General features: G+C 61.3%; 22 protein-coding genes. 7 read left to right on the top strand and 15 right to left on the bottom strand.

What is annotated here, in order from left to right; translation table 11 throughout:
• Positions 1-105: 105 nt before the first annotated feature.
• The 3 genes from ASE50_RS05185 to ASE50_RS05195 are packed head-to-tail and all read right to left on the bottom strand — an operon-like array spanning position 106 to position 3,070.
• A complete protein-coding gene (locus tag ASE50_RS05185) occupies positions 106-1,155 on the bottom strand; it encodes a homocysteine S-methyltransferase family protein (RefSeq protein WP_056396617.1) in 1,050 nt (349 codons plus the stop codon).
• A gap of 23 nt (positions 1,156-1,178) precedes the next feature.
• Positions 1,179-2,120 carry a methylenetetrahydrofolate reductase gene (gene metF / locus ASE50_RS05190; protein ID WP_056396622.1) on the bottom strand — a complete coding sequence of 314 codons (942 nt, stop codon included), beginning with the start codon at positions 2,118-2,120 and terminating at the stop codon, positions 1,179-1,181.
• A complete protein-coding gene (locus ASE50_RS05195; RefSeq protein WP_056396624.1) occupies positions 2,117-3,070 on the bottom strand; it encodes an ArsR/SmtB family transcription factor in 954 nt (317 codons plus the stop codon). The genes metF and ASE50_RS05195 overlap by 4 nt, the downstream gene beginning before the upstream one ends.
• 129 nt (positions 3,071-3,199) lie before the next feature.
• Here ASE50_RS05195 and ASE50_RS05200 point away from each other — a divergent pair, with 129 nt between their 5' ends.
• The 3 genes from ASE50_RS05200 to ASE50_RS05205 all read left to right on the top strand — a co-directional run bounded on the left by ASE50_RS05200 (position 3,200) and on the right by ASE50_RS05205 (position 4,753).
• The gene (locus ASE50_RS05200) at positions 3,200-3,541 is read left to right on the top strand and encodes a hypothetical protein (RefSeq protein WP_082438809.1); all 342 of its coding nucleotides are present in this window, start codon (positions 3,200-3,202) and stop codon (positions 3,539-3,541) included.
• Positions 3,542-3,617: 76 nt separating this feature from the next.
• On the top strand, positions 3,618-3,800 hold the full coding sequence (locus ASE50_RS18470) for a hypothetical protein (protein ID WP_156347302.1): 183 nt from the start codon (positions 3,618-3,620) through the stop codon (positions 3,798-3,800).
• Positions 3,797-4,753 carry an aldo/keto reductase gene (locus ASE50_RS05205; RefSeq protein WP_056396627.1) on the top strand — a complete coding sequence of 319 codons (957 nt, stop codon included), beginning with the start codon at positions 3,797-3,799 and terminating at the stop codon, positions 4,751-4,753. The genes ASE50_RS18470 and ASE50_RS05205 overlap by 4 nt, the downstream gene beginning before the upstream one ends.
• Positions 4,754-4,793: 40 nt before the next feature.
• Here the strand turns inward: ASE50_RS05205 and trxB are convergent, their stop codons facing one another.
• Both trxB and ASE50_RS19595 read right to left on the bottom strand, forming a co-directional pair.
• Complete coding sequence (gene trxB / locus ASE50_RS05210; RefSeq protein ID WP_056396630.1) at positions 4,794-5,741, bottom strand: thioredoxin-disulfide reductase; 948 nt, start codon at positions 5,739-5,741, stop codon at positions 4,794-4,796.
• A gap of 129 nt (positions 5,742-5,870) precedes the next feature.
• A complete protein-coding gene (locus tag ASE50_RS19595) occupies positions 5,871-6,002 on the bottom strand; it encodes a hypothetical protein (RefSeq protein ID WP_268794915.1) in 132 nt (43 codons plus the stop codon).
• A gap of 584 nt (positions 6,003-6,586) precedes the next feature.
• Here ASE50_RS19595 and ASE50_RS05215 point away from each other — a divergent pair.
• Positions 6,587-7,360 (top strand): hypothetical protein, encoded by a 774-nt coding sequence (locus tag ASE50_RS05215; protein ID WP_056396633.1) that lies wholly within the window; start codon positions 6,587-6,589, stop codon positions 7,358-7,360.
• Positions 7,361-7,580: 220 nt separating this feature from the next.
• On the opposite strand, the gene ASE50_RS05220 is transcribed toward ASE50_RS05215, so the two are convergent.
• The 7 genes from ASE50_RS05220 to ASE50_RS05245 form a co-directional block, all read right to left on the bottom strand.
• Complete coding sequence (locus ASE50_RS05220) at positions 7,581-7,892, bottom strand: hypothetical protein (protein WP_156347303.1); 312 nt, start codon at positions 7,890-7,892, stop codon at positions 7,581-7,583.
• A gap of 78 nt (positions 7,893-7,970) precedes the next feature.
• Complete coding sequence (locus tag ASE50_RS05225) at positions 7,971-8,231, bottom strand: hypothetical protein (protein WP_056396637.1); 261 nt, start codon at positions 8,229-8,231, stop codon at positions 7,971-7,973.
• 152 nt (positions 8,232-8,383) lie between these two features.
• Complete coding sequence (locus tag ASE50_RS05230) at positions 8,384-9,007, bottom strand: hypothetical protein (protein ID WP_156347304.1); 624 nt, start codon at positions 9,005-9,007, stop codon at positions 8,384-8,386.
• Positions 8,988-9,362: a LexA family protein gene (locus ASE50_RS05235; protein ID WP_156347305.1), complete on the bottom strand. Its 375-nt coding sequence runs from the start codon at positions 9,360-9,362 to the stop codon at positions 8,988-8,990. Before ASE50_RS05235 ends, ASE50_RS05230 begins: the two co-directional genes overlap by 20 nt.
• Before the next feature lie 52 nt (positions 9,363-9,414).
• The gene (locus tag ASE50_RS18475) at positions 9,415-10,035 is read right to left on the bottom strand and encodes a hypothetical protein (protein ID WP_156347306.1); all 621 of its coding nucleotides are present in this window, start codon (positions 10,033-10,035) and stop codon (positions 9,415-9,417) included.
• A gap of 15 nt (positions 10,036-10,050) precedes the next feature.
• Complete coding sequence (locus ASE50_RS05240; protein ID WP_056396646.1) at positions 10,051-10,476, bottom strand: hypothetical protein; 426 nt, start codon at positions 10,474-10,476, stop codon at positions 10,051-10,053.
• Positions 10,477-10,755: 279 nt separating this feature from the next.
• Positions 10,756-11,067, bottom strand: coding sequence for a hypothetical protein (locus tag ASE50_RS05245; protein WP_056396649.1), 312 nt, complete (start codon positions 11,065-11,067; stop codon positions 10,756-10,758).
• A gap of 1,566 nt (positions 11,068-12,633) precedes the next feature.
• Between ASE50_RS05245 and ASE50_RS18480 the strand changes: the two genes are divergently transcribed.
• Positions 12,634-12,852 carry a hypothetical protein gene (locus ASE50_RS18480; protein ID WP_156347307.1) on the top strand — a complete coding sequence of 73 codons (219 nt, stop codon included), beginning with the start codon at positions 12,634-12,636 and terminating at the stop codon, positions 12,850-12,852.
• A 159-nt stretch (positions 12,853-13,011) separates the two neighbouring features.
• Positions 13,012-13,476, top strand: coding sequence for a hypothetical protein (locus tag ASE50_RS18145; RefSeq protein WP_082438810.1), 465 nt, complete (start codon positions 13,012-13,014; stop codon positions 13,474-13,476).
• Positions 13,477-13,692: 216 nt separating this feature from the next.
• Here ASE50_RS18145 and ASE50_RS05255 read toward each other — a convergent pair whose 3' ends face one another.
• Together ASE50_RS05255 and ASE50_RS05260 are read right to left on the bottom strand one after the other, a co-directional pair.
• A complete protein-coding gene (locus ASE50_RS05255; protein ID WP_056396652.1) occupies positions 13,693-14,178 on the bottom strand; it encodes an immunity 26/phosphotriesterase HocA family protein in 486 nt (161 codons plus the stop codon).
• Positions 14,179-14,323: 145 nt separating this feature from the next.
• Positions 14,324-16,069, bottom strand: coding sequence for a hypothetical protein (locus ASE50_RS05260; protein WP_056396657.1), 1,746 nt, complete (start codon positions 16,067-16,069; stop codon positions 14,324-14,326).
• Between the two features lie 466 nt (positions 16,070-16,535).
• Here ASE50_RS05260 and ASE50_RS05265 point away from each other — a divergent pair, with 466 nt between their 5' ends.
• The gene (locus tag ASE50_RS05265; protein WP_056396661.1) at positions 16,536-16,934 is read left to right on the top strand and encodes a VOC family protein; all 399 of its coding nucleotides are present in this window, start codon (positions 16,536-16,538) and stop codon (positions 16,932-16,934) included.
• Positions 16,935-17,125: 191 nt separating this feature from the next.
• On the opposite strand, the gene ASE50_RS05270 is transcribed toward ASE50_RS05265, so the two are convergent.
• Positions 17,126-18,106 carry an L-lactate dehydrogenase gene (locus ASE50_RS05270; RefSeq protein WP_056396664.1) on the bottom strand — a complete coding sequence of 327 codons (981 nt, stop codon included), beginning with the start codon at positions 18,104-18,106 and terminating at the stop codon, positions 17,126-17,128.
• Positions 18,107-18,475 lie beyond the last annotated feature (369 nt).

Genomic DNA, 18,475 nt, shown 5'->3' on the forward strand with positions numbered 1-18,475 from the left:
CTCCCTCTCCCCTTCAGGGGAGAGGGCCGGGGAGAGGGGAAGTTGGAGAGGACGGTGGACTGCCCCTCCCAACCCTCTCCCCTGAAGGAGAGAGGGCTTTCGGGTTCAGGCCGCCATCGTGAACGGTTCCAGCCCGGCGAGGCGCGTCTGTACCGGCACCTTCGGCACCCGGCGTGGCGCGACGCCCCTCACCCGCTCGGCCATCGCCTTGATATGGGCGGGCGTCGATCCGCAGCAGCCGCCGAGGATATTGACCTGTCCATGATCGGCCCAGTCGCCGACCAACGCCGCCGTCGTCACCGGCGCCTCGTCATAGGCACCCAGTTCGTTGGGCAGCCCGGCATTGGGGTACACCATGATCAGCGTGTCGCAGATCTCGGACAGGGTCTTCACATGCGGGCGCAGCTGTTCCGCACCGAACGAACAGTTCAGCCCGATCGTCACCGGCTTCGCATGGCGGACCGCGTGCCAGAACGCCTCGACCGTATGGCCCGACAGGTTACGCCCCGACAGGTCGGTCAGCGTCATCGACAGCATGATCGGCAGATCGCGGCCCAGCGCCTGCCCTGCCTCGATCGCGGCCATCACCCCGGCCTTGGCGTTCAGCGTATCGAACACTGTCTCGATCAGCACGAAATCGATCCCGCCGCTGACAAGCGCATCGATCTGTTCACGATAGACGTTCTTCAGATGATCGAAATCGATCTCACGGTAGCCGGGATCGTTCACGTCTGGCGACAATGACAGCGTCTTGTTGGTCGGCCCGATCGCCCCGGCAACGAAGCGCGGCCGGCCGTCGCGTGCGGCATAGTCATCGGCCAACGACCGGGCGATCCGGGCGCTCTGGATGTTGATATCGGCCACCAGCGCCTCGGCACCATAATCCGCCTGGCTGATCAGGTTCGCGCTGAAGGTGTTGGTCGACACGATATCCGACCCGGCGTCCAGATAGGCGCGGGTGATCGTCTCCGGCACCTCCGGCTTGGTGATCGCCAGAATGTCGTTGTTGCCCTTCTGGTCATGCCCCAGCGTCAGGCTGCCGGCATAGTCGGACTCGGACAATTTCCAGTTCTGGATTTCGGTGCCGAACGCGCCGTCGGTGATGAGGACGCGTTTTGCGGCTTCGGCGTTCAGGCGTTCGCGAACGGAGGTCATGAGTCTTCCTTCGAACCTTCGGATCAGGCTGCCGCGGCGACCGGCGTCGCGCGCGGCCGCAGCCCCAGCAAATGACAAATGGCGTAGGACAATTCGGCACGGTTGAGCGTGTAGAAGTGGAAATCGCGCACGCCGCCGGCATATAGCTTGCGGCACATTTCCGCCGCGACCGTCGCCGCGACCAGCTGCCGCGCGCCCGGATGATCGTCCAACCCTTCGAACAGCCGGTCCATCCACGCCGGGATCGACGCACCGCACAGCCCGGCGAACTTTCGCACCTGCCCCACATTCGACACCGGCAGGATGCCCGGCACGATCTCCGCGCTGATCCCCGCCGCAGCGGCAGCATCGCGGAAGCGGAAGAACGCTTCGGGCGTAAAGAAGAACTGGGTGATCGCCCGCGTCGCGCCGGCGTCGATCTTTCGCTTCAGATTGTCGAGATCGGCCTGTTGATGCTCCGAGTCCGGATGGCATTCGGGATAGGCCGCGACCGAAATCTCGAAGGGATGCAGCTTCTGCAACCCGGCGACCAGATCGGCGGCATTGGCATAGCCATCGGCATGTGGGACGAACTTCTGCCCCATGGTCGGCGGATCACCGCGCAGTGCGACGATGTGACGCACGCCCGCCTGCCAATATTCCTCGGCGACCTGATCGATCTCGGCGCGGCTCGCCTCGACACAGGTCAGATGGGCAGCGGCGGGCATCGACGTCTCGCGGGCGATGCGCGCGACCGTCGCGTGGGTCCGCTCGCGCGTCGATCCACCCGCACCATAAGTCACCGACACGAATTTCGGTGCGAGGGGTTCGAGTGCGCGCACCGTTTCCCACAGTGCTGCCTCCATCTTGTCGCTCTTGGGCGGAAAAAATTCGAAGCTGACCGCACAGTCGCCCGCCAGATCGGCGAACAACGGTGCATCCAGTGCGCGCCGCGCTTCTTCGAGGTCGGAAATGGTAGGAGTCATGCTGCCTTCACCTCGCGCACGTCGAACGTCCGTCGTGCCATCCAGAGTTTCACCGTCAGTTCGCCGCCGCCCAATGTCCGAGTCGATACCGGGACAAGGCCCGCACCTGCGAACCAGCCCAGCATCTGTTCGTCCGAGAAACCCAGACGCGCATGGGCATCGCGCTGCCGCAATTCCTCGCGCTCGTGCGGCGCGAAATCGCAGATCAGCAGCCGGCCACCCGGTTGCAGGACGCGGGCAGCTTCTTCGATCGCCGCGCCCGGATGCTGTACGAAATGCAGCACGTGATGCAGCACCGCTGCGTCGGCAACCGCCGTATCCAGCGGCAATGCGTAAATATCCGCCTGCCGCAACTCGGCCTGATCGATGCCGCGCTCGGTCAGCTTCGCCCGCGCCAGCCGCAGCATTTCCGAAGACCGGTCGATCCCGATCGCCTGTGCGGCCTGCGGCCCGAACAGTTCGAGCATCCGTCCGGTACCGGTACCGATATCGACCAACAGTCCGATCGGTGCGGAACCCAGTGCCGCAATCATCGCCGCCTCGACCTGTTCCTCGGCGATATGCAGCGACCGGATCGCATCCCATTCGCCGGCATGTGCCTCGAACCACGAAGCGGCAGCGGCCGTGCGATCGGCGCGTACCGCTGCCAACCTGGCTCGATCGTCTGCGGTCGCGGCATCGTCCGCCGGCATCCACGCATCGAGCGCCGCCAGCAGCGGATCGACGACCGTCTGTGTCCCGAGTGCAACGAAGACCCAGCTACCCTCCTTGCGGCGGACCGCCAGACCGGCATCGCACAGGATTTTCACGTGCCGGCTGACCCGTGGCTGGCTCTGGTCCAGCACCTGTGCCAACTCGCCGACCGACAATTCCATCGATCGCAACAGCGTCAGCACCCGCAGCCGGGTCGCGTCGCTTGCCGCGCGCAGGATATCGAGGGCGAATGCCATGAGTCATCATATAAAGATATCTTTATATGGGGTCAATCGACCGCGTGCTGCTTTGCGTCATCGTTGCGCAGATGAAACCGTACCGTTGCTGGCGCGTTGGGCCGCGATCATACCGGAAGGGAAACCGCCATGAAAAAGCTTCTTCTGCTGCCAATCGCCGCCGTCGCACTCTCGATCGGAGCCTGCAGCCAAAAGACCCAGAACGAAACCGGCGAGGCCGCCGATGCCGTTGCCGCCGACGTGAACGCCACGATGGGTGAGGCCGTGAACGACGTCCAGACCGCTGGCGAGCGTGCGCTGGGAGCAGCGGAGAACGCCACCGATCGCGCGGGCGACAAGATCGAGAACGCAGCCGATCGCGCCGGTGCCGCCATCGATCGCGGTGCTGCAAAGGCAGATGCGGCCACCGACAACGCCCAGCGCGAAGCCGGCCAGAGCCTCGAACGGGCCGGACGCGACCTCCAGCGCTGACGGAAGACGGTTATCTGGATCAAAAGGCCGTACCCCGACGCAACGGGGTGCGGCCTTTTTCGTAGGAAGACGATCGATGCGGCAGACCTATGTCCTACCCCTCCTGCTACTCGCCGCTTGTAGCGCGGGCGACGAGCCGAGTGCGCCGGGTGGAGTCACCGATAGCGAAGCGGCGGCTTTGAACGATGCTGCGGCGATGCTGGATGCGAACAGTGTCGACGCCAATGTGCTGACGGCGCAACAAAAGGAACCACGATGACCGATGTCCCGCTGCGCAATTTGGGTGCGACCGAACTCGCCACCCCGCCGCTGATCCTTGGCGGCAACGTCTTTGGCTGGACGATCGACCGCGCCGAAAGCTTCCGTATTCTCGACGCGTTCGTCGACATGGGCGGTACGATGATCGATACGGCCGACGTCTATTCGGCATGGGTCGACGGCCATCGCGGCGGGGAGTCCGAGACGATCATCGGCGAATGGTTACGGCAATCGGGCAAGCGCGACCGCGTGGTGCTCGCGACCAAGGTCGGGATGCTGCCCGGCGACGGTATCGAAAAGCTGGCACCGGCGCGCATCGCGGCAGCGGCGGAGGCGTCGCTCGCACGGCTCGGCACCGACCATATCGACCTCTATTATGCGCATCAGGATGACGAGGCGGTGCCGCAGGCCGAGTATCTGGCCGCATTCGGCCGGTTGATCGATGCCGGCAAGATCCGGGCACTCGGCGCGTCGAACTTCCGAGCGATGCGACTGAAATCGGCGATCGATATCGCCATTGCAGAAGGGTTGCCGCGCTTCCACGTCCTGCAACCCGAATATAATCTCGTCAGCCGGCATAAATATGAAGGCGAGCTTCAGAATTTATGCGTCGAACATAATATCGGCGTCGCGCCCTATTACGGCCTCGCCGCCGGCTTCCTGACCGGAAAATACCGCTCGATGCAGGACCTGTCGCAAAGCGTCCGGGGCGCGGGCATGGCGACGTTGCTGGAGGGCAAAGGTGCGGCGGTTCTGGCTGCAATGGATGCGGTAGCCGCGGAGACCGGTGCGACGCTCGCGCAACTGGCGCTGGCGTGGCTGGCCGCGCAGGAGGGTGTCGCGGCCCCGATCGCCAGTGCGACCAGCGTCGCGCAGTTGGAGGAGTTGGTTGGGTCGTGGCGCGTGCAACTGTCCGACGACCAACTCGCCCGACTGACCAACGCTGGCGTTTAGGGTTTCGTGCGGGGGTGCCGGAACACCCCCGCTCCCGGCGTCATTCCGCGGCTTCGGCCAGTGCGTCGAACTCGGCGGCCTGCAGAAACCGCTCGGCGTCCAGTGCGGCCATGCAACCGGTCCCCGCTGCCGTCACTGCCTGGCGGTACACCTTGTCCATCACGTCGCCGCAGGCAAATACGCCTGGTACGCTGGTGCGGGTCGATCCGGTCTCGACCGCGATATAGCCGTCCTCGTCGAGCGCCAGATGCCCGCGGAACAACTCGGTCGCCGGGTGATGACCGATCGCGACGAAGCCGCCATCAACCTGCAGCATCGACAGTTCGCCGGTCACCGTATCTTTCAGTTCGATACCGACCAGCCCGTGCGGACTGCCACCACCGACGAAACGTTCGACCTGCTTGTTCCATAGCACGCTGATCTTGTCGCTGGCGAAAAGCCGCTGCTGCAGGATGCGTTCAGCGCGGAAGCTGTCGCGGCGGTGGATGATCGTGACATCGTCGCTGTGATTGGTCAGGTACAGCGCCTCCTCGACCGCGGTGTTGCCGCCGCCGATGACCGCGACCTTCTTGCCGCGATAGAAAAACCCATCGCAGGTCGCGCAGGCCGATACGCCCTTGCCCTTCAACAACTCCTCGCTTTCGAGGCCGAGCCACCGGGCCTGTGCGCCGGTCGCAATCACCAGCACGTCGCCTTCGTATACGTCGCCGCTGTCGCCGGTCAGGCGGAACGGACGGCGCGTGAGGTCGACATCGACGATCGTGTCCCACATCATCCGGGTACCGACATGCTCGGCCTGTGCCTGCATCTCGCCCATCAGCCATGGACCCTGCACGACATCGCGAAAGCCCGGATAATTCTCGACGTCGGTGGTGGTCATCAACTGGCCACCGGGTTGGATACCCTGAACTACAATAGGCTCCATCCCGGCCCGCGCCCCGTAAATTGCTGCGGATAACCCCGCCGGGCCGGAGCCAAGGACGAGCATACGGGTGTGATGGACTACAGACATTGCGACATTTTCCGTTCGAGACACTCGACCCGTCTAATCAGAGCCGACATTCGAACGCAACATGGGGCGTCCCGAACCCGCTGCAAGCGCATCCTAGGGAACGGGTTAGAGGACGACGGCGAGGACCACTCCCCAGAATGGGAACGCCAGCAGGGTGCACAGGATCAACCCGGTCATGTTGGGCGGACGATCGCGCGACCCATCGATCATCGGGCGGCGTTGACTAATGGTAACCATGTCCGAACCTCTCCGTTATCGTTGTAGAAGCTAAACCAACGAACCGGGCAACAGTTCGATTTTGGGACACAAAAACCGACCGCACGGACGCCGGCATGGGCTGCTGGCCGTATTTTGCATCAATGGGTTTAGACGGACCACCATTGCGGTCCGGAACGGCGAAACCGCAGCCTTCACCAGACGCAAAGCTCCAGTCGCGGCTTGATCGTCCAAAGTAATGCGATCGACCCGATCTTGGCAAACCTGGAGTCCAGCCCACCGACTGATTCCGTCACACGCGGCCAAGCCGGAATATGAGGATGCTGCCACATCGGATGTCGTCGGAGCTACGGGAGCTCGGATGATGCTCTGACCGGATGGACAAAGTGGTAGCGAAGGAGCGCGACCACCACGACAGACCCCTCAAGCTCTATAAGGCTTGAGACGCCGGGCCGCTGCCCGCGGTCCCCCTCCATCCCGCAGAAGTCCACGAGTCCCGCCATAGTCGCGGCTCGCTGATCGAACCCATACACGATGCGCCGCGTCGGATGCGATTCCGGCAGCGCTTTCGTGCGCCCATCGACTTCCCTGTTGGGAGCCGACCGATGTCGCTTACCCCTTCGACCCCTCGCGAGATTGCCCGCGCATCACGCGCGGTCACCCGCGGCTTTGCCGCAAAGCTTTCCGGCCGCGAGCGCGGACACGATCGCGCCGTCCATCGCGAGAGCTATGACGTTCACGACAGCCGTGCGCAGGTGTCGCAGCGGTTGGCGGATGGCAGCGAGGCGGCGACGCACGCCTATGTCGACGCACTGGTGAAGACCGCGCGCGAGTACGACCTGTTCGAGCGGGGCAAAAAGAAGCCGCGGCCGTTGAAGGACACCGGCATCGTCGTGCTCGAGGCGCTGCTGCGCAACCATTGGCACGAGTTTAAGACCGGCCGGATCGATCCGGCCATCAGCCAGCTCATGAAGGCCACCAGCTATGTCCGCCAGACGATCGTCGACGCGCTCGCCCGTCTCGAACGGCACGGCTTCATAGGCTGGGTTCGCCGCACAATACGCATAAGCGACCCGGTGCCGGGCGGTCCGATCCGCCAGCAAACGAACAACAGCTATTTCGTCGACGAAGCGCGAATCGCCTCGCGCGCCGGCCGGAACGTCCGCGACCGCTTCCGACAGCTGCTCGCCCGCGCGAAGGCCCGGATGGTACTCCGGGCAAAGCAGCAGCCTTCGGCGCCACCCACTGTCACGCCCCGCCCTGCTCCCCGTCCGGTCCCTCCCAGTGACCTCGCCGCCGCCGTCGCCGCCTTGGGAGCCGCCTTCGATCGAGGATCAAGTCCGAGTCTGGAAAATGGACTGTCTCCCCCCTCAGAATGAAGATCAGAAAGTGTCGCTCCCGCGACACGCATCAATAGGCAGCACCACCCAGCCCAACCGACCCGCCTTGCGTTTTGTCCCCGCCTGCCACCGCCCGGCAGACGAACCCTCGCGTCCCGTGGACACCGCGGGACAGGGCGGCTGCGCCGCCCCGGGGCTTAGCGACGGGGACGAGCACGGACCGTGCCGAAAGAGCCGCCCCGCCCCCCGCGGGGACAGGTCAGGCAGCAGGGAATAGGAGATCGGCCCAGATCTGCATCAGCCGGCGGCGCGCGCGGATCTGCTTCGATCGATTGTACGCACCCTCGACCTTCACGTTCACGTCGGCTTCCTTCTTCCCCGCGTGCGCCAGCGCGCGATCGATCGTCACGCGCTCAACGGGGAACCGCTCGTTCAGGATCAGGCCGAGCAGGATCTGACTGACGTTCCAGTAATAGGAGCCGCCGCTGCCCTGGTAATCCTGAAACCGCAGCTCGTATCTGACGTCGCCTTCCGGCGGGAAGGCCAGAGCCGAGCAGCTGCCGCAACGCACCAACGGTCATGCCCACAAGGGCGCTGTCGGGGTGTCCGGCGTCGATCACCTTCTGCATCTGATCGCGTACCGTCGCCATTACCATGCTGCCCTGGTGCCGTCGCGGCTCACGTAGAGCGGCGGGTTGGTGGGGTTGGCCCGACGGCCCCGAAAAATTGCCACCAGATCGGCAGCGATGGCCTGCGCCGCGCTCTCCAGCTCTTCGAACTGGTGAGGGGATGGGTCGCCCAAGCGCGCCCGGTGCGTCAGGCTGTCGAACCGGTCGGTGAGCCGTTCGAGCTGATCGGGCACGTTCGACCGCGCTTGGGCGGTACGACAGTGGTCGGAACGGGTGTGCATCGGATCAGCCTCCCTCGAACGCACGACGCCCGCTGATCCCGATGGGGGGAAGGATCAGCGGGCGTCGGACGCAACTATCGCGGGGTCATTTGTGCCGGTTCGGTGACCGCTTTCACACGTTCCCTTGTGGGAAGTTCCCCAAAGGTAACCCCCTAGACCCGTTTCCACCCGTCCAGTGCGCGGATCAGGATCGCCTTTGCCCGACGATTCGACATGCGCCAGCGCCGGGCCGCCTCGACCAGTCCCATGTCGTCGACGATGATCGCCAGCAGCATGGCACCGTCGACGCCGATCGCCTCGCGCCACCGGCTATAGGCCATCTCGCGCAGGACTGCGCCAACGCGCTCCGCCGATGCCGCGTTCGGGCCGCCTCCGGTACCACGCGGCTCGTATCGTGCCGTGCGAACCGCGACGTCGGCGGTGATCACTTGATGCGCCGTTGCGATCTCCTCGGCTGCGGCCAACTGGTGCACATCGAGCGCGCCGGTCACGACGAGGCGGGCGATCGCGCCCTCGCGCCGTAGCTCGGCCTGCGCAAACTCGTGCGTCTCGGCTGTGCCGAACGCCTTGTGCGACCAGCGCTCGCGCAGTTGCACGCGCTCCTCGATGCCGGGCGCGAGGCGGACGATCGTCGCGATCTTGCCCTTACGAGCCTTGTTACGTCCCGGCTTCGGCCGCGGCGCACCCATGACCAGGTGCGCGACGCGCTGTCTTTCCCGTTCGGCCGCGCAAATGTCCGCGACAATCGGCGTTCCGTTATTCGCTAGGTGTGCCATCGAAATCCCCCTCAGTGGGAGGAATATGATCGATGATCGCGACGAGCGGCAGATGACCTTGTGGTAACGGGACCGTTTTAAACGGGCACAGGAAATCGTCGTTGATGACGAAGCCGCCCATCTCGCGCATGCGTTGCTGAATATGCCGATCCATCAAACCGGGCACGGTAATCGCGCGCTGTGATCCGGGCGGTCGCTCGATCATTTTGTCGGCCGCGAGTTTCTTCACCAGCGCCTTGGCGCGAGTGTCGCTGACGACGAGAAACACAGCGATCTCGCGCATCGTGGGGCTGCGGCCTTCACGAACGATGTATCCCGAGATGAACGCCAGCGCCTGGTCTTTCTTGCTGGACACGCTCACCTTTTCCCTCGGTTCATATACCGACGACCTTACCGCCTGTTCCACATTATCGAAGACTAAAGTGGAGCCGATAACTGTCAAAAAGGTCTCGGCAGGTACCTGCATTTATCATGACTGCTTCAGCATCTACCCCGCTCAACGCAATCATGGCGTCTCTCATGATCACTTGATCATAGATCGAAACTCCATAGGCGGTACTAAATGTTCTGCTAGCCCTTACGGACCCAGAAGGTGAAAGCAGCTGAATGTTCTGATCTAAATAGCCGAACCCTAGTACGACATGAGTAGTTGCCCATTCCATTGCTTCTTTGACTATACCCCCAATATCGCTTTGTACACTTTCCGTGAACGTTCGGATACGTGGAACGATGTACGCAATATCTTCGACCGTCCCGCCGCCAAGAGGAACGGCGCTAGAACCACCGCTCCATGGGAGTGGGCCGAGCGACCCATACGGATGGATAAAGCGAACCTTGGAAAGAACCTCCGATGCCTCGTCAGCGCTAATCAAGAAGTAATCTTGCAGCGCAGACCAAATATATTGCTCAAAGCATCTATCGTAATTGAATATTATGAAACGTACATTCTCAAAGGCAGAGGTAATGTCTGACTTTTGAACTCCAGACATTAATAGCTGAGCAAAAGAAGGATACCAGCTCTTCAACATATCTGCATTACTTATTCAAAGCCTCTTCTCGGTTTTTTCATAGCGATATGAGGCAAGCGGGTCCGGCTGCAAAAATAGGTGGGAGCTCCCTTCCGCACGCAATATACAAATTGCAATCGCTAGTTTTCCCAAATACTCGACATCTCCATCTCCGTAATGGCTATGTAGAAAATTATCGATAGACATCGCTAGCGGCAATCCACGCCGGATGCGCTCTGCAGCTTGCTGCATTGGAGCAAGCTTAGCTTGAGCCTCCCATACGTCCGGTCCAACTCGCAGCCGCATAATCTCGATCATCGTTTTATCGACGAACCCGTAGACATTATCATCTGTAGGTTGCAGCAGGTCGAGGATCTGCAACTTGAGAGTCTCACCGGAAGGCAGCCCAAGTTCGCAGCTTGCTCCCGCTCCGATGACGAAGGTCGTTTTTTGTCTGAACATTCAGTAACGATAGAGCCTCGTGACCCAATCACGCTACTACTTATAAGGCAGAAATCGCTTTAATCGTCGTATGAAACTTTCTTGAAAACACCCGAATCACGCGACTAGGCAGATCCTCCGCTGGTCGGTAGAACCGGGTGTTTAGATTCGCCGCGAAAGCGGCGGACATGCGCTCCGTCTCCGTTGTACGAAAGCCCCAGAAAAGCGCGGTTCTCAGGATGGTCTAAACGATAAATACCCGCACGATACCCACGGTCGGTAGCGCCCGATTTCGGCCGCTCAATCCGCGGGGGTTGCATCGTTGCCGGGAAAGCGCTTGCCCATTTCGTTGAAGTGCTCGTCGCTGGTGAAGCCACCACCGAGGTCGTAGAGGTACAGTGTAACTGGGCACCGCTGCGCGTTTGCCCAGGCTATCGCGTCCTGAACCGAAACGGCTTCTAGCGCATCATAATCTACCACCAGCGACGGATCACTCTCCGGTGCTTGATCGGCATCATGACAACTATTGTCGTGCTGGACCGCTTCCACGATCGCGTTGACCTCGCGCCAGCGATAAGGGCGGGTGCGTTTGTCTATGACGTTCCAAAGCATGAAGGCGTTGTAGCCCGGCCGTGATCATCCGCAACGGCAGCTTTCCACCAATCTTCCGCAGTGGCAGCAACCGACCCTCTTGCGAGAATTGGGGTTCCCGATGATGATCCGCTGGTGAGCATTACGCCCGACATCCTGGCTGCAATACCGCTCTCGGAGGTAGACGCTGTTGTGTTCTACAAGCGGGACGAGATCACGACTGACTAGATCTGCTGCGATGTAGAGGTGGCAGGTCGATTTTGGACCTTTCATGAGGAGACAGCAGGCTGGAAAGACCTGATGGCACATCTTGCGAGCCTACCGGGCTTTCGGACAGACTGGTACGCCGATGTGGTCGATCCGCCGTTCGCATCAAGCGAGACTGTGGCATATCGAAACCGCTGAAGGTCCGCTCTCCAACAGTTGCAGACACCGGCCGGCTGACGACCCGTCCGCCGCCGCAAAGGAAGGGCCCCAGAAACCCGGCGTTCTGGCAATTACATTACCGGACGATACCCGCGCGATACCCGCGTCCGGTTACGCCCAGAAGCGGACTTCGTGCGGGTCAACTGCGATGCCCATTGCAGACATTCGAAAGATGAAGCAGCATGCCCTGATGCTGAGCTTCACCCGAGCATCATGGCCACTTGTTGCCGCGACAGCTATTATCAGTGGGGGCGCGGGCTGGGTCGCTGCCGAGGTGATGCGCTCGCCACATAAAGCTGGCTCGGAGATTGTCACAACTGTGGCGCAAGTGCGGTCTCGGCCAGATGATTACGCCGGTAAAAGGGTGCGCCTGACGGGGCAGCTTGACGAATGTTACCAGTGGGAGTGCTCGCTGTGCCCAGAAGGAATGACGAGCAAAAGCCGCAACGCGGACCGTTGTCTCGCGATTAGCTTCCGACCTCTGGTGAACGACACAGGCTTTGGCTCCGATGAACAAGAGAGTGTCTTTCGGTTCTCAAGCGTTAGCTTGAGCGCAAAGTTTGATCCTTCATGCTGGAAAGGCGGGTGCCTTGATCGGCAAACCGTTCTGGAGGACGCGACGGTTAACCGGGTCACGAAAAGGAGGGCTGGCGCTTCGGGTCTGTGGATCACCGACACAAACAAGCTTGTCAGGCTCGAAGGAGCCATCGCAAATGAGATAGTCGCGGCCGCACGTCGCTCAGGCTATCCCGGTAATCCTCCCATCAGAGCGTTCGCGACTAGCGGTTCTGAGCCTAGACTTGTTGTTTGTTGGTCGTTCCCGGCCTTCGGCGAGCAGGACCCCGGCGCATGGCCCCTTACACTTGAGAGCGCACTTTACGCTCGGAGCACCTTGGACTTCTTCCGATGCAACGAGGTGCGCAAAGCCGACGGGCAGATGGTGGTGCAAGCCAACGCGTGAAGTCCGGTGATCCCGAGATGCAAGCCGAAAGCCGCCATTTCGCCTTCCACGACCTATCGCCGTTCAGTGGCCCTTTAGCTGTCCGCGCCGCCCGGAAGCCGACCGGCAGCTATCGGGAGGAAAAGCAGCCATTCCGCTGACGCCCAGTTGCGGACCTTCGACGCTTCTGCCAGAAATTATCGCCGAAGGGACCGGACCTTATGACCAGCGACGCCCGCGACTCTGTTAGTGCTTTAGTGACTGTCGGTGCGTTCTTTGGCTTCACGTGGGCCGCACTGCATTACGGTTGGTTTGACGGCCTCTCGAACGCGTGGGTTGGCATTGTTGGCGGTGCACTAACTGCTACAAACTTGGTATGGTTCGTTCGAGGCATTTGGCAACGCCGCGCCGCGAACCCCAACAATCCAAACGTCCGCTGACCACCATAGCCGGACATTCGAGCGCCGGACGTACCGTCCGCCCCACGTGCAGATATCCGCAGGTTCCGAGGCGGGTGATACCCGGAATTTTGTCATGCAGTACCCGAACCTGGCTACCACCAGCTTGCGGCCAACCTGCCAAGCGTCCACCGTTGATACATGCGGTTCCACATCCTCCCTGCATTGGCGCTCTGGCTAGCAGCATGTGGTGGACCAAGCCCCCCCAAGCTGCAGCAATTGATGATCTGGGCACCCGGCTTGGAGGTCACGATCGATGATCAGGGCAAAGGCCGGTTCATAAAAAAATCTACCGGCGAAAAGGGGCGCTTCTTGCTAACGGCAAAGCAGTTTTACGAGCTTGTTGTCCGCATGGAAGTGTTCCGGCGCGCGCCTGATGCCGTTTCAGGCAAGGATATTGCAGCGTATCTCGCCAGCGGCGATCAATGTAGAGATTCATACGTCACCGATAGCGGAGGGATATCGTTTCAGTGGATTGGCCCGTCAGTCAATAATTTCTATTCCGTAGACTACGGTTGTGATCTTGAAAGGTATGTTTCGAGAAACAAGGAGCTTCAGGCAATTCTAAAATCGCTGCCTGTTCCAGAGCCAGATGGTTTGCCATAATTGGGGAGATCGGCGAGACGCGGGCCAGTTTCTCGGGCAGTTGAAACGACCGATCCACATCATGGCCGGATCTTCGGGCGGCGGACGTACGCTCCGCCGTTAAGGTATTAGGATTATGAAAATGAGCCGGTTTGACGGCTACAGGGGGCACCAAGTACCCTCACTATACGCCCGTCCTATCACGCCAACTTTGGCCATCGCACTGGCGCAGAAGGTTTACGACAGCGCCCTTTTGTCGATCCGCAGGCTTTCAAACCAACTGTTGGGTTGGCCCGCATAGTGGTCTCTGAGGCGGTCCTCCACGTGCTCTGCGTCCCACACCGCCGCACGTTCTAATCCCTCACAATCCGTGGCTGACGCAGGATGCTCCCAACCTGTATCTGCAAAGCTAGAATGGTGAAGGAACAGCCGCCCGGTTATCCTATCTTGCTTATAAAAATACGGCTCGGCCGCATGTTCGGGTGCAAGTGGTTGACTGCCGATAACCGGCCAAATGCCCTTCTTCACCGCATCATTGTGAACCCAAATACGGAAAAGCTTGGGGAGCCCAATAACGTCGTCGATAGGCAATTCCTCGCTCCATGCCCCATCAAAAAAAACGATCAGCGGCTCTTCGGCGACTTGCGCATACGAGTGGACGCCTCCGCCCAAACTGATCTTCAAAATATCGCCTACACGGCGTCGAATTCGCTTGTTCATCATGTTCGAAGCTAAATCGACACGCGGCCTCGCGCAATGCCGCTTACTACTAACCCTAGCCATCCTAGCGGCGGACGCACCGTCCGCCAGGACGACTAGACTTAGCCGTCCAGTGAAGCTTGCAGGCCCCGCTCGAGAAAAAACGGCCTTAGCGACTACCGGTTGTTCGTAGCAGAGCGGCGGCGGCGGGTTGTTCGGGGGTGTCGAACGGTCCGCGTGCGACGGGAAGTAGCGTGCTGCGGGCGTCGCCCTTTAGATCGCGGTCCAGCAGTTCCTTGCCAAGCGCGAGGCGTGACGTCGCTGCGGCGGGGACGGACTGGACGACCTTGTACAGCCCGCCGGCCGCCGCATCGGTGGCAGGGTCGCCCGCCACCGCGAAGCTGTCATAATAGGCGATCAGCGGCAGAATGCCTTCGGGGTCGATGCGGTTGGCCTTGACCAAGAAACTGCGCGCTTCGGCCAGTTTCTGCGAACGTTCAGCGGCGGGGGCGCGGGCGGCGAGCTGGATCAGCGCGGTGCCTTTCCAGACCAGCGCGCGCGTATCGGTCGGTGCCTGCGCGATCGCACGGTCGGCGGCGGCGAGGCACTGCTGCGGATTGTCGGCGCGGCATTCAGCCTCAGCGAGCAGCAGCTGATTCTCGATCAGGTCGGGAAAGCGGGTCGCGTTGCCGCGCAGCTGGTCGAGCCATGCCGCGCGGCGGGCGAGCGCCTTGTCGCGGTCGGGGCCGCTGTCGGGCACCTCGATCCGCGCGCCGAGTTCGAGGCGGCCACGGATCAGCCCGGCCTCGGCGCGGGTTAGGCGGCGGACGCTGGGTTCGGGGGCGCGCTCGGCGGGGAAGGTCAGGCGGTCATAGGGCGCCTTGCTGCCGCGAAAGATGGTCACCGCGCGTTGCAGGGCGCGGGGATCGCCGAAGGCCTTGGATGCGCGCTTCGGATCCACCCCGGCGGCGATGTCGGCTAGATATTTGTCGAGGCGCGGTTTCCATTCCTTCGAGAAGTAGAAGAAATGGACCAGCCGCCATGCGTGATACGGCGTCCATGCCTTACCCTCGCCCGACAGATAGCGGCCGTTGAGCACGTCCTTGACCGGATAATCGCCGTAGCGGTCGAGGACCTGGAAATAGCCTTCCGGCCGCTGGCCGTAGTCGACATAATCCTTGTCGGCGACCAAAGGTGCGAAGAGTTCGCCGAACCCTTGGACGAACCAACGGGGATAGGCCGCCGGGAAGTAGGTCATGAGATAGTTTTGCGCGAACGCGGCGTATAGCCGGGATTGTGCTGATTGGCAGATGGCGATCTCGTTCTTCCGTATTTGTGCGGCAAATTCTGCTGCGGTTAATTCACCGCTCGGGCCAGCTACAAGAAAATTATCGATTAACGGGCCATCATTTTCGGTACAATTTCGTCTCGTCGGCCGACCATCGGAGGGTTGCAGGATGAGGTTGACCCCCTCCTCGGTCGTCGCAAGTACCGGTCCATCCCTGCGCGGGTCGTAGTAGATCGATTTGGCGAAAGCAGCCGGGTACGGTCCATATTGCCATCGGCGATCGGTAAGGCGGAGTTGTTCAAACTCGGCGACATCGCCGATCATCGTCACCGCAACCTTTATCGTTTCGTCGGGCTTGTCGGCCCGGTCGAACAACGCGGACAGCAGGAAATGCAGCTTTTCGAGATTGTGCGCCGCCTCACGCAATTTCTTCTCGTCACCCTGACTGAACACAACCACATGCGGCGTTTCGGCCATGCGCCAGTCGCTTAACTCGACCTTGGCCTCGCGCGGACGTGCGCCGGTGACGGTGATGGTCTGGTCGCCGTTTTTGACCGGTCCGGTCAACTGCGCATGGGCGGGCAGGCTGATGGCCAGGGCGAGAACGGAAACCAGGGATCGCAGCATGACTCGAAGCTCCGCTTCAGAAGTCGATATCAAGCGCCAAGCAACCATCAAACTCAAGCAATATCGTTACTGAGCATTCTAGGTACGGACAGTTCAATTCAGAAGATCTAATAATGCTAGGTATATTTAATAAAATAGCGTTTCGCCATTGTCTCAACTTTTTCGCAAATACGGCATTTTGGTAACTGGAACCGACATTGCGGTGCACAATTTTATAATGTTATAGTTCAGATATAACCTCTGCGGAAACCTGCACGTGTAGCGGCGGACACTCCGTCCGCCGCCGCCTCCCTGATCTGCCGGTCCTGTAATTGCCGATACCCGCAATCTGCCCGGTCATACCCTCGCAACCGCTGCCGCCCGGTAGCGGACAGTACGAGGGCTTGGGGGTGACCGCGGGTTATGTACCGGTTAGGCGAGACCGGTAATGGCGATCGGAAGTCGATCAGCCTTTGGGAGAGTATTCGTGCTGTTTCACACCATGGTCGGATCGAACGACATTGAACGGTCCAAGCGCTTCTACGACACGGTGCTCGGCACCTTGGGTGCAGGAGAAGGGACGCGGAACATCGCCGACAGCGGCCATACACGGTTGATCTACAACAACGGCAACGGGACCAACTTCATCGTCAGCCAGCCCATCAACGACGAACCGGCAAGCGTCGCCAACGGCAGCACCGTCGCCTTCTCCTGCGACTCACCCGAGCAGGTAAAGGAACTTCACGATACCGCCGTTGCAGCCGGCGGAACCTCGATCGAAGCTCCGCCCGGACCGCGCGAAACTGCCTCGTTGGGCACCATCGAACTGGCCTATTTTCGTGACCCTGACGGCAACAAGCTGTGCGGAATTCATTTTCCCGCCTGATCCGTCCGGCACGGGTCCGCTTCTGACCCTTAGCGGACCCGAATCGGGCGATCCCGCGAATGCGACTCTTCGACAATTTCAAACATGCTAGCGGCGGACACACCGTCCGCCGCGACGGCCAATCCGCGCTGCTTCATACCACGCTGATACTCGCCGCCGCGCGAGGCATACCCTTCGCCCGCCCTAGTAGATCAGCGGACACCTAAGCCTTGATGTCCATTGTCGCTGTCAAGCTTGGAAAATGCCTCCGTCAGTTTCGCAGCAGACGCGCGTAACGCGGCTTCCTCGTCAGTATCGAGCGCCGGGAAAAGTACACGTTCGGTGCCACCAGCGCCGACGATGCACGGCAGGCTCAGGCATATGTCGCGCATGCCATATCCATGCTCAATCCATGCGGTAACGGGCAACACCGACCGTTCGTCCCGGACCACTGCCTCACAAATGCGGACGATGGCGGTGGCAACGCCGAAGGATGTGAAGCCTTTGCCCGTGACGATGCGATAACCGGCATCGCGGACATGCTCGCCCAACGCCGGCAGATCGAGCGGGCTACTGGTATCGATGAAGTCACCAAGTGGCTGCCCGCCAATCCGAACCGTTGAGAACGCCGCCACTTCGCTGTCGCCATGCTCCCCAAGCACGTAACCGTCGATCGCTCCGGCTGAGAGGTTGAGCGCTGCGGACAGGCTCTGCTTGAGCCGACTGGTGTCTAGCAGAGTACCTGTACCGATGACCCTGTGTCGGGGCAGCCCGGCGTAGCGGATGGCAATCATCGTCATCAGGTCGACAGGATTCGACGCAATTACCAGCACACCGGCAAATCCAGCGTCTGCCAGATGTTTGACGCAATCCTCGACGATAATCGCGCTGCGCGAGGCGAGCGACAGCCGTGTCTCACTCCCGTGTGAGGCCGCTCCGGCTGTAACCACAGCGATATCCGCTGTTGCGGCATCCTCATAGGAACCGGCCCAAATTCGTGCAGGCCTCGCAAGCGCGTTTGCATCGGTAAGGTCGGCAGCCTCGGCTGCGGCAAGCGCCGCGTTGCTGTCGACCAGCACAATCTCGCGAAACAGCGCTCTCAACATCATGGCGTAGGCCGCTGTTGCGCCGACGTGCCCAGCTCCAATGAATGCGACCCGACCGGAAGCCGGTGACTGAGTGGGTGCCGTCATGACCTGACCACCACCGAGAGCGGTGCCTCGCCCTTTGCTCCGAGGGCACCGCCTGCCTTCAACGAGCGATGCAAAGCGGCCAGCTTAGTGTGACAAATGCGAGCAACGGCACTGTCCGCGGCGTTTGCCATCCTCTGTTCGGTTAACGCACGACGATGATGGTATGAACGTATGCACATAGCAAAATTCCCACAAAGCGGGAGCACGTGCGTCTCTCTGCCCCCGCTGCGCCGTGGCAGTCTGCGGGAGTATCGCAGCTATACCGCGAATCTCAGGATGTACCTAATCTCGGACGCGGCGGCGGAAGCGCGCTTTGTGGCAGTGTACGGGCGGACACGCCGTCCGCGACCGTACCGCGAAGCGCGCGGT

This window comes from Sphingomonas sp. Leaf5, assembly GCF_001421155.1.
Lineage (GTDB): Bacteria > Pseudomonadota > Alphaproteobacteria > Sphingomonadales > Sphingomonadaceae > Sphingomonas.